The sequence below is a fragment of the Virgibacillus sp. DJP39 genome, assembly GCF_049310925.1.
In the GTDB taxonomy this organism is placed as follows: Bacteria; Bacillota; Bacilli; order Bacillales; family Amphibacillaceae; genus Virgibacillus_F.
On record NZ_JBMERP010000034.1, the window covers coordinates 25,301 to 36,231 of the forward strand.

9 protein-coding genes are annotated in these 10,931 nt (G+C 37.2%); 3 read left to right on the forward strand and 6 right to left on the reverse strand.

Annotated features, from left to right (window positions below):
• Positions 1 to 8 precede the first annotated feature (8 nt).
• Both ACOI1D_RS12195 and ACOI1D_RS12200 read right to left on the reverse strand, forming a co-directional pair.
• Positions 9 to 779: an enoyl-CoA hydratase/isomerase family protein gene (locus ACOI1D_RS12195; RefSeq protein ID WP_422501565.1), complete on the reverse strand. Its 771-nt coding sequence runs from the start codon at positions 777 to 779 to the stop codon at positions 9 to 11.
• A 326-nt stretch (positions 780 to 1,105) separates the two neighbouring features.
• Positions 1,106 to 2,566: a CoA-acylating methylmalonate-semialdehyde dehydrogenase gene (locus ACOI1D_RS12200; RefSeq protein ID WP_422501566.1), complete on the reverse strand. Its 1,461-nt coding sequence runs from the start codon at positions 2,564 to 2,566 to the stop codon at positions 1,106 to 1,108.
• A gap of 137 nt (positions 2,567 to 2,703) precedes the next feature.
• Between ACOI1D_RS12200 and ACOI1D_RS12205 the strand changes: the two genes are divergently transcribed.
• Positions 2,704 to 3,845, forward strand: a protein-coding gene (locus ACOI1D_RS12205; protein WP_422501567.1) for an IS3 family transposase whose coding sequence is annotated in 2 segments (ribosomal slippage) — positions 2,704 to 2,950 and positions 2,950 to 3,845 — 1,143 coding nt in all. Because the reading frame shifts where the segments join, the coding sequence is not laid out codon by codon here.
• Here the strand turns inward: ACOI1D_RS12205 and ACOI1D_RS12210 are convergent.
• Positions 3,822 to 5,219 (reverse strand): aspartate aminotransferase family protein, encoded by a 1,398-nt coding sequence (locus tag ACOI1D_RS12210; protein ID WP_422501568.1) that lies wholly within the window; start codon positions 5,217 to 5,219, stop codon positions 3,822 to 3,824. The genes ACOI1D_RS12205 and ACOI1D_RS12210 overlap by 24 nt on opposite strands.
• Before the next feature lie 235 nt (positions 5,220 to 5,454).
• Here ACOI1D_RS12210 and ACOI1D_RS12215 point away from each other — a divergent pair, with 235 nt between their 5' ends.
• Both ACOI1D_RS12215 and ACOI1D_RS12220 read left to right on the forward strand, forming a co-directional pair.
• On the forward strand, positions 5,455 to 7,140 hold the full coding sequence (locus ACOI1D_RS12215; protein WP_422501569.1) for a PucR family transcriptional regulator: 1,686 nt from the start codon (positions 5,455 to 5,457) through the stop codon (positions 7,138 to 7,140).
• A gap of 137 nt (positions 7,141 to 7,277) precedes the next feature.
• A complete protein-coding gene (locus ACOI1D_RS12220) occupies positions 7,278 to 8,495 on the forward strand; it encodes a M20 family metallo-hydrolase (RefSeq protein ID WP_422501573.1) in 1,218 nt (405 codons plus the stop codon).
• A gap of 154 nt (positions 8,496 to 8,649) precedes the next feature.
• Here the strand turns inward: ACOI1D_RS12220 and ACOI1D_RS12225 are convergent, their stop codons facing one another.
• The 3 genes from ACOI1D_RS12225 to ACOI1D_RS12235 all read right to left on the reverse strand — a co-directional run.
• Positions 8,650 to 10,107 (reverse strand): sodium:solute symporter family protein, encoded by a 1,458-nt coding sequence (locus ACOI1D_RS12225; RefSeq protein WP_422501570.1) that lies wholly within the window; start codon positions 10,105 to 10,107, stop codon positions 8,650 to 8,652.
• Positions 10,107 to 10,331: a hypothetical protein gene (locus ACOI1D_RS12230; protein ID WP_422501571.1), complete on the reverse strand. Its 225-nt coding sequence runs from the start codon at positions 10,329 to 10,331 to the stop codon at positions 10,107 to 10,109. Before ACOI1D_RS12230 ends, ACOI1D_RS12225 begins: the two co-directional genes overlap by 1 nt.
• Positions 10,332 to 10,333: 2 nt before the next feature.
• Positions 10,334 to 10,931, reverse strand: a 598-nt coding sequence (locus ACOI1D_RS12235) for an amidohydrolase (RefSeq protein WP_422501572.1), incomplete at its 5' end; no start/stop codon positions are given.

Genomic DNA, 10,931 nt, shown 5'->3' on the forward strand with positions numbered 1-10,931 from the left:
CCCCTGCGTTAATCTTGTTTTCTTGATTTAAAATTATCAGCTGCCTTTCTAGCTTCTTCCGATATCGTTGTTGAAAGAACATGTTCCACCTCTATTTCATAAGCGCTATCAATAGTAGATTGGGAACCATGATTCAGAACTAGCTTTGCTCTTGATAGAGAAGCTTGTGGTAGATTACTTAATCTAGTTGCTAACTCCATTGCTTCATTCTCCAGTTCACCTGGAGCTACCACGTAATTAATTAATCCAAGATTTTTTGCTTCTTTTGCAGTAAATCGTTCACCCAGAAATAATAACTCTTTCGCTTTGCTTAACCCGACTGTCATTGGTAATAAATGAGATATTCCGCCCGTGACACTAAGTCCAACACCGACTTCCGGAAAGCCAAATTCAGTATTATTTTCTGCAATAATCAGGTCACAACAAAGAGCAAATTCACACCCAGCTCCAAGAGCATAACCGTGTACGGCTGCAATTACGGGAGAAGGTGCTTGCCGTATCTTTCTAGTAACGTCTTGAAGCCGTTGAAGATGACCACGCAATTCCGTTTCTGTCTGTTCTTGTTTATCCTGTTTCAAATCATGACCTGCACAAAATGCTCTTCCTCTTCCTGAAATCAGGACAACACTAACACGATCATGTTCTGCTCGTTCCAGAGATTCATTAAGTTCATCAATTAACTGGGGTATAACCGCATTTAAACTATTGGGTCGATTGAGATAAATACAGGCAATACCATCTATTAATTCATAGCTTACCGTTTGCTTATTTTCATCCATTGCTAAAAAAACCCCCTAATTAGTGGACTGATTTTCACTGTCCTACATGTTTATGCATGGTTATTTAATTAATTCTTAAAAGGTATGATGTCAGGTAGATACCTGATAACCAGTATATTTTTTTATTCGGTACTGCTGTGTTAACTTGATCAGCACATACAGCTTCTTTTTGGATAAAAACTATAGTTGATTCAAAAAAATAAACAAGATCCACTTCTAACTGGATCTTGTTTGTTTTGGCTCATAAAAAGCAGTATCCCTCGCTCGACCTTTTCCAATTGGACATAGAATAGATACCAAATAGAGTAGGCTCTATTTATTCTATATTAAGCCCAACGAGTAGTAACTACTTTTTTTCTTGTGTAAAATTCAACGCCATCCTTACCGTTTGCATGGAGGTCGCCATAAAAGGAATCCTTCCAACCAGAGAATGGGAAAAACGCCATTGGGGCTGGTACACCAATGTTTACGCCAATCATACCTGCGTCGATTGTTTCCCGAAAAGTGCGCACATTACCTCCATCTTTAGTAAAAATACATGCACCATTTGCAAAACGTGATTTATTCGTTAGTTCAACAGCTTTTTCTAAGTTTTCTACTCTGCTAATTGATAGTACAGGCGAAAAAATTTCATCTTCCCATATTTTCATTTCACTTGTTACATTATCAAATACTGTAGGTCCTACGAAAAAGCCCTCTTTTTGAACACTTTTGTCTTTGCGACCATCCAGGACAAGTTTTGCTCCACTCTTTTCACCATCGGCAATGTACTGCAATGTACGTGCTTTATGGTTCTCCCGAATAACTGGACCTAAGAAGACCCCCTCCTCCAAGCCATTACCAATTTTTATATCATTTGCTTTTTGAACAAGTTTTTCAACAAATTCATCAGCTATTGAATCCTCTACAGCCACAACAGAACATGCCATACATCGCTCCCCTGCAGACCCAAATGCAGCACCGATTATTTGGTCTACAGCATTTTCTAAATTAGCATCGTTTAGTACTATAGAATGGTTTTTAGCTCCTGCAAGCGCTTGAACCCTTTTAAGGTTTTCGGTACCTTTTTTGTATACATATTCAGCTACAGGCTGTGAACCTACAAATGAAATAGCAGCTACTTGTTTGTTTTCTAACAATCCATTTACAACATCATGGGCACCATGAACGATATTAAATACACCTTTAGGCAATCCTGCTTTTTCCAGTAACTCTGCCAAACGATTTGCAAGTAGTGGTGTCCGTTCAGATGGTTTTAAAATGAATGTGTTACCTGTAACAATTGCCATAGGGAACATCCAGCACGGAACCATCATTGGGAAATTAAATGGCGTGATCCCGCCTACCACGCCGACAGGATAACGATAAACACCGGATTCGAGATCTGTTGCAATAGAGGGTAATTGAGTTCCCATCATTAATGTTGGAGCACCTGAGGCAAACTCAACACACTCTATACCACGTAATACTTCTCCTTGAGCTTCCTTAAAACTTTTCCCATTTTCAATAGTTAGTAATTCAGCTAGTTCATCCCAGTGATCTACTAGCAATTGCTGATATTTAAATAGAATTCGTGCCCGTTTTGGAACAGCTACTTTCTTCCAGGTCTTGAATGCTTCAGCAGCAACTTCTACCGCATGATTCAAATCCTCTTGTGATGAAATTGGTACATGAGCTATTACTTCTCCCGTGGCAGGATTAAATACTTCTTGTGTATCTCCAGAGTTTGCTTCAATCCATTTCCCGTCAACATAGTTTTGTAGTGCTTTTACTTTCGTTTGAGCCAAAAGTATTACCTCCATCTAATTTAATTTTTAATTTCCACTAGAGCCTTCATTCTAGTTACTCTGGATAGGTTAAACTTAGTTAGACAATGAAAATAAGGGATAGTAGAATAATGAATAACGAGTGAGGAGAATCTACTATGTCCAGAAAAAGAAGAACATTTACAACCGACTTTAAAAAACAGGTGGTTGCTTTATATGAAAGTGGGAAGAGCCGCCAAGATATTGTTAGTGAATATCAGTTAACTGCATCTGCTTTAGACAGATGGATTACACAATTCCAGCAGTCTGGATCCTTCAAGGAGAAAGACAATAGAACTCCTGAAGAACAAGAATTGTTGGAGTTAAGAAAAAGAAATAATCAGTTAGAAATGGAAGTCGATATTTTAAAGCAAGCCGCGCTGATCATGGGACGAAAATAGAAGTAATCAAAAGAAATCGACACATCTATTCGGTATCAGCAATGTGCGAAGTCCTGCAAATAGCTCGAAGTACATTTTACTACGAAACAGAAGTAGCAGCACGAAAAGAACAAGAAAAAGCTGAAGAAGAACGAGAATTAAAAGAAAAAATACATGTGATTTTCAACAAAAACCGCAAGGTATACGGGACACGTAAAATTAAAGAAGCCCTTTCAAAAGCAGGTTACACGGTTTCCAGGCGTCGGATAGGTAGATTAATGAGGGAACTTGGGATCCAATCAAAATATGCCCAAGCGTCCTATAAACCAATGACCACCCAACCAAATGAAGACCCCGTTGGGAACGTGTTAGACCGGGAATTTCAAGTAGTTGAAGAGATGTCTGTGCTAGTAAGTGACTTAACGTATGTCAAAGTAGGTAAGCGTTGGAACTACGTTTGTTTTTTAATAGATTTATATAATAGAGAAATAGTTGGTTATAGCGCTGGCAAGTGCAAAGATGCAGTATTAGTTCAACGTGCCTTCGCCACTGTCAACCGTCCATTAGGAAATGTGAAACTGTTTCATACAGATCGCGGATCTGAATTTAAGAACGTCGTTATTGATGAATTATTAAGTGAACACAAGATTGAACGCTCTCTAAGCCATAAAGGAAACCCTTATGATAATGCGGTAGCAGAAACGACATTTAAGATATTGAAGACAGAATTAGTCAACGGAACACATTTTTCTACCCTTGAACAGCTATCTCTTGAACTTTTTGATTATGTCAATTGGTACAATAATGTCCGTTCGCACGGAACGCTTGGCTATTTAAGTCCAGTAGAATATCGAAACTTAGCCCTTAAGGAAATTGTTTGATTTAGTGTTGACAATCCACTCATTCTCCTTAAAAACCTTTTTTAATACGGAAACTATAAAACCCAAATCTTCGTCCGTACTGGACAAAGGTGGACATACTGTCAAAATATTATTATATCCAGCTACCGTATCTCCGTTTTTACCAATGATCAGATTGTTATTCTTGCAGTCGTCAATAATCTTACCAATTCGTGCGTTAGATGCAGGTTTCTTTGTAAATTTATCTTCAACCATTTCGATCCCCATTAAAAATCCAAAGCTACGAATATCACCTACAAATGGATGATTCAGTAATTCTTTCAGTTCATTTTTAAGACGGTTGCCAAGAATTGTAGCCCTGTCAAACAAATTCTCCCGCTCCATGATTTCAATATTTTTTAATGCGACTGCACATGCTGCTGGATTCCCCCCAAATGTATTAATATGACGGAAGTGGGAGTTTTCACTGCCATCATTAAATTTTTCGTATAAGTCCCTTCGAACAGCAGTGACTGATAATGGTAAATAAGCACTTGTAATTCCCTTGGCCATTGTAATAATGTCCGGTTTTAGACCAAAATGCATATATCCAAATGCTTTACCAGTCCTACCAAACCCACAGATAACCTCGTCAATAATTAATAGAACCCCATGGCGCTTACAGATTTCCTGGACTTTTTCTAAATATACCGGATGTGGAATCAGCATACCTCCACCTGTAATTAATGGTTCCATAATAACAGCAGCTATTGTTTCACTTTGTTCCCAAATAAATTTCTCCTCAAGCTCCTGCGCCCTTTGCAAATTATATTCCTCAACAGATTGGCCAGCAGGTCTTCGGTAGTTATCAGGGGGAGCTACATGTAGAAACCCTGTTGAAATTGGCTCATATTTATACTTCCGTATTGCCTGACCTGTTGCTGATAAAGCCCCCATAGAACTTCCATGATAAGAACGATAACGTGAAACAAATTTATATCTTGAATGATCACCGTTTTGCTGGTGATACTGACGAGCAATTTTAAATGCTACTTCATTTGCATCTGATCCACTATTAGAATAAAATATCATATAATCATCATCCAGTAGCTCATTCAATTTTTCTGCGAGCTCTATCGCTGGTGAATGACTTTGCGTCATAGGTGTATAAGACATCTTTTTCATCTGCTCATAAGCCACTTGTGCTAACTCATCCCGACCATAACCGACGTTTACACACCACAGTCCTGACATACCATCGAGTAGTCTATTACCCTCATCATCTGTTATCCATGAACCTTTTGCTTCTACCACAACTCTCGGTAAATTACTTTTGTTATACTGTGAAATGTGATGCCATACATGTTGAAGATCCTTTTCAATAAGAGATTGCTTTTCTTCTTTAATTTTGCTCATAGTATTCACTCCCATCTTATAATCAACATTTCTACTAATCTTGGCAATTTATAAAAATTGAAAACACTTACAAATGAGACTGAAATTAACACTTATTTCCATCACTTAAAAGTGATTGAGTTGACAGCAAATCAACTATCCTTCATAATTTATTTTACTAATAGTCTGAATTATTGTCATTTTACATTATGTTAAATTATTTAAGATTTTTCTTAACGGTTTGGAGGAATGAAACTTGATCAGCGGATTCGTATTAACCATTAAAGATGTACTCACAAGGAATACTTTTCAACATGCTAAAGTAATAGCAGGAAAAAATGGATTGAATAAACAGGTCAAATGGACTCATATATTGGATACGAACGAATTTGAATCATTTATAAATGGCGGTGAACTAATTTTGACAACTTCCGCTGGAGCTGGTTTGCAGGTTGATTCACAAATCCAATTAACCTATTTCGAAAAATTAATAGAGAGAGAGGCTGTAGGAATATGTATTGAAGTTGGAACCACTGCTAATGGAATTTCAGACGAAACAATAAAATTAGCAGACGAAAATAATTTTCCAATTATAATATTTGAAAAGGTTGTAAAATTTGTTGATATCACTCAAGATCTCCACTTTTTAATTATTAACCAACACCACTTAGAACTTAATAAATTAAACTTATTGTCTAAAAAGTTCAATGAACTCTCCCTTTCACCAAACGGTATATTAAAAATCCTTCAAGAATTAAATGCTACCTTTCAAAAAAGCACACTCTTTATAAAAGGTGGTGCTAAGTCTTACTATTATCCTCCTGAAGCTAGGGAGCTAACTGAAGAAATACGATCAAAATTTAATGATTTTAAAGAAAGCAATATTGGGCAGAGCTTTTTTACTTTGAATGAGGTAAAGTTTGCATTGTTTCCGGTTAAAGGCCTTGGACAAGTTTGGGGATATTTATGCTTAGAAGTAAAAGATAGCTCTTTAGATGAGTTTTTCTTTACTGTAATGGACTGTGCCGCGTTGGCCATCGCACAAATCATGCTGAGAAAAAGAACGATAGAGGAAAGGAAGCAAAACTTAGAAGATGAACTTGTACGGAATTTATTACTAGGGAAGAACTACGAAATGGATGATCTCCAAACAATTACCCCCTCTTTGACGATGAACTTCTATTATAGGGTAGTTCTAATAAAAACAAATTACCCTGAGTTAAATTTAATTGAGGAAGAATGGGAAGAAGTAAAACTACAGAGATCCATGATGTTTAAGTCTTTGTTTAAAAAACATGGGTTGTACCCTGCTATAGCCATTGGTAAAAATGAAATTGCAGTTATTTCTTCTTATGAGCAATTAAATGAAGAGCAATCAATAACAGTTAATAAAAAGTTTACACAACTAATACAAACAATAACCAAAATAAAGGAAAGTAACATCTTTGATGGTAGTAAGTGCTCCTTTGGAGTAAGTAATGTCTACAGAAATATTGATTTTCTGTCTAAGAGTTACGAAGAATCAAGACAGGTTCTGATTTTACAAGATTCAAGAAAGGTAGAAACTTATTTTTACGAGAACATCGGAGTTTATCGACTTCTTCTGCTGTTACAAGACAGCGGTCATCTTGAATCCTATATTAAAGACTATTTAGGACCTTTAATAAAATACGATCAGGAAATGAAAAGTGAACTGTTAACGACACTAGAGGTATACCTGGATTGCTGCGGTTCAAAAAAAGATGCATCCGAAAGATTATTTATAGTTCGACAGACACTCTATCACCGCTTGGGAAAAATGAAACAACTTATTGGACAAGACTTCATGGAACCTATGAATCGCTTGGCAATTGAAACTGCTATCAAAGCTTATCATCTGCTTAAAGATGGCCCCCATCCTTCTGATTTTTCAAAAGAAGTAACATTAGAACACATGAATTAAACACTATGTAAAAAGTAAACTAATCATAATTAACAGTATGTTTAGTGCTTCTATCAACCATCCCACTTATAATTATATTATGTACTTTATTTACAGTACTCTAATGAGGAGGGTCCAAACTGCTTAGTAGCACACGTATAGAAAGACGGTTGATGGAATTAGCAGAAATAGGAAAAATCAGTGAGACTGGCGTTTCACGATTAGCCCATTCAAATGAAGACAAGGAAGCTATGAATCTTGTTTTAGGTTGGATGAAAGATTCAGGAATGAGCGTCAGCATTGATTCATTTGGAAATCTGATTGGTGTATATGAAGGTAAATTACCATCACTCCCCCGCGTTGTATTGGGATCACATATTGATACCCAACCTTATGCTGGGAGGTTTGATGGAACTGTAGGTGTTTTAGCAGCCATTGAAGTCATACAGTCCATGCATGACAAAAAAATCCAACCCGACCGTACTATCGAAGTTGTTTCTTTTGCTGATGAAGAGGGTTGCCGGTTTAATAGGGGGCTATTCGGTGTCAGAGGTTTAGCAGGAAAGGTAAATGACCATGAACTAGACTCAGAAGACGATAATGGTATAACAAGAAAGCAAGCCTTAAATGCAATCGGCATAGAAGCAACAACTAATAATCCTGCACGTTATAATGCCGACAACGTTCATACCTTCTTGGAAATGCACATTGAACAAGGACCGCTACTGGAAAGTAAAGATTTACCAGTTGGAATTGTTTCTGGAATATCAGGCCCCCTTTGGCTTACAGTTGATTTCCAAGGTCTTTCCGGTCATGCTGGCGCCGTACCTATGAACCTGCGTCAAGACGCTCTGGTAGGGGCTGCAAAAGTGATTTTTTTATATGATGAAATGTTAAAAAGTGATCCGAACAGTTCCACTGTCGGAACAGTAGGCTATATTAAGAATTTCCCGAATTCGAGAAACACAATATCAGAAAATGTCACATTTACTATAGACCTTCGAGACATCGTACCAGAAAGACGGAAAATTTATGAAGAAAAATTGTACAAACTTATTGACACTACTGCAAAAGAATATAATCTCCACTACTCAGTTTCCGAAGATATGAATAGTAACCCAAAATACTGTTCCGATTGGATAAAAGAAATAATGAATAATGAATTGCTGGAAATCGGTTGTGAGCCATTTGAGCTGATGAGCGGTCCATTCCATGACTCTATAATAATGGCAGATATTTGCCCATATGGCATGATTTTTGTCCGTTGCAGAAAAGGTGTTAGTCATCATCCTGATGAATATGCAAATATCGAGGACATAATTATAGGAACACAATTAATGTATCAAACTGTGTTAAAAATTGCATATAAAAATTAAGACGATTTTGCATTAAGAAGATGACTTCTGTATTAAACAGAGGTCATCTTCTTTATTTAATGATTATCTGATTCCTTCTATATACAGAAAAGCACCCTATAAAGTAGTCTAAGCTGTCTACTTCATAGGGTGCTTTTTTTGAATTTTGCCTTTTTTACGGTTTCACATAAGAATTCGCCATATCATCTTCTTGTGGTTTGGTAGCTAAACTAATTCCTATCATTATGACTATGTTAGCAATTAACCCCATAATTCCTGCGTGGATACCAAAAGGTGTGGAAGCTGCTGCAAGTTGGTAGTAGTAGTTAACGATTGTACCTGCAATCAGTCCTAATGTAACACCCAATCCGGAAGCACGTTTCCAATAGAGCGCACTATACACACCAGGCGCAAACTGTACAATCGAGCCATATGCACCTAAAAGTAGTGTGATTAATCCTTGTCCGCCAAAAATTGTGATCACATATGCTAAACCACCAATTCCGACAACACCTAATTTCATCGTAAGTAATGTTGTCTTTTCACTGAGGTCAGTCCAAATGTTTTGAACAACACCGGTAGTGAATTCTAGTGATGCACTATGTGTAATCGCATCTGCCGATGACATTGCTGCTGCCAATGCTCCAGCACCTACCAGTCCATACAACCAGCCTGGCAATTCGAGTACTGTAGTAACTAGATACGGTAATATTTCATCAGGTGATACTGTACCCGCCTGAACCACACCAATTGCTGCAAATCCTGCTAAGAACAGAGGGATTAAGAACAAGGCAAAAATGGGATACACTAACACTGTTTTCTTAATAGTAATACTTTTGGACACGTATGACTTTGTAAATAGGTGTGGCCACATCATGAAGCCCATAATCGATACTAATATAGTTGTCGTGTATCCAACAGCCGTCATTGTAGAACCATCTTTACCGATTTGGAGAAAACCTGATTGTAGATCATTAATATTTCTGAACATTTCACCTGTACTTCCATGAAGTTGGTTTACTACAGCAAGTCCTACAGCCCATGAAATAACGATCATTAAAATACCTTGGAAAACATCTGACCAGGCTGCAGCACGTAAGCCACCTGTTGCAACATAGATAACCACAATACCATAAGCTAGTAATGCTCCAAGCCAGAAAGGAATATGGCCATCGGTCATAATGCTAAAAATGTAAGCCATCCCTTTCATTTGTGTCGCTAAATACTGAATAAATGCTAGGAGAGCAATAAGCCCAACCAGTACTCCTAAGAATTTAGTTTTATAGCGTACTTGTAAAAATCCTGATAGAGTATATAGTTTGTGCTTTCTTCCTATTTTTCCAATTTTAGGTCCAATTATATACCAAGGCAAAATTGCAAATGCTGTATATACAATAATGTAAAATGCAGGGGCCCCTCTTGAGTAAGCCCAACCTGGTGCACCTAAGAAGGAAAATGCACTAAAGACAGCTCCCCCCATTAAGAACATCATAACGAATAATCCGAGTCCTCCACCTGCTACAGCAAATTCATTTATCGATCCACCACGTCCCTTACCAGCATATACACCAATTCCTAAAGCTATTGCCAAGTAGAGACACATCATTATTAAAGCAATTAACCAATCCTGCATTACTCAACCCCCCCATCATTTTCTTTATCTGGATCAATAAAATAGAGACATGTTACTGCAACAAAAACTATAAGCACCCATAAAATTACCCAAAAAAAGTTAAACGGTAGTCCTAACACAATTGGGGTTACGCGATTAGCTATTTCAAACAATGGGAAAATGAGTGGAATAAGAGCCATCAATACTACACTACTGTAAATAATTTCAAATTTTTTCTTGGTCATTTTCACACCTCCACAAAATTTGCTTGATAGACAAACTTCCCATCTATCACAGTCATATCTACTTTCGTATTTTTAATTTCCATTTTACAAATTTCTAATATATCCCTATCTAGCACGACTAAATCAGCTAATTTACCTTTTTCTAAGCTACCTTTACTATTTTCTTCAAAAGAAGCATATGCACCATTATAGGTATATAGTTTTATTGCTTCTGCTACACTCACCTTCTGTTCTGGACCTACCTCTACTTTACCTTTACTCAATCTAGTTACAGCTGACCAAATCCCGACGAGTGGGTTGAAATCAGTAATTGGACTATCTGAACCAACCGCGGGAATTATTCCAGCATCCAGGAATGAACGGATAGGAAACATGTGATTTACTCTTTCACCATAATCTTTAATATAACCATCACCAAACTCATGAATAAAAGCAGGGTTAGGAATTGGAATAATATCGGAATCCTTTATTTTGTTTACTAAATCTGGTGGTGTAATACCTGAATGCTCAATCCGGTGACGATGATTATTACGAGGAAGTACTGCCAAAGCTTCTTCAATACACGCAATCATCATCTCCACTCCACGATCACCAATTGCA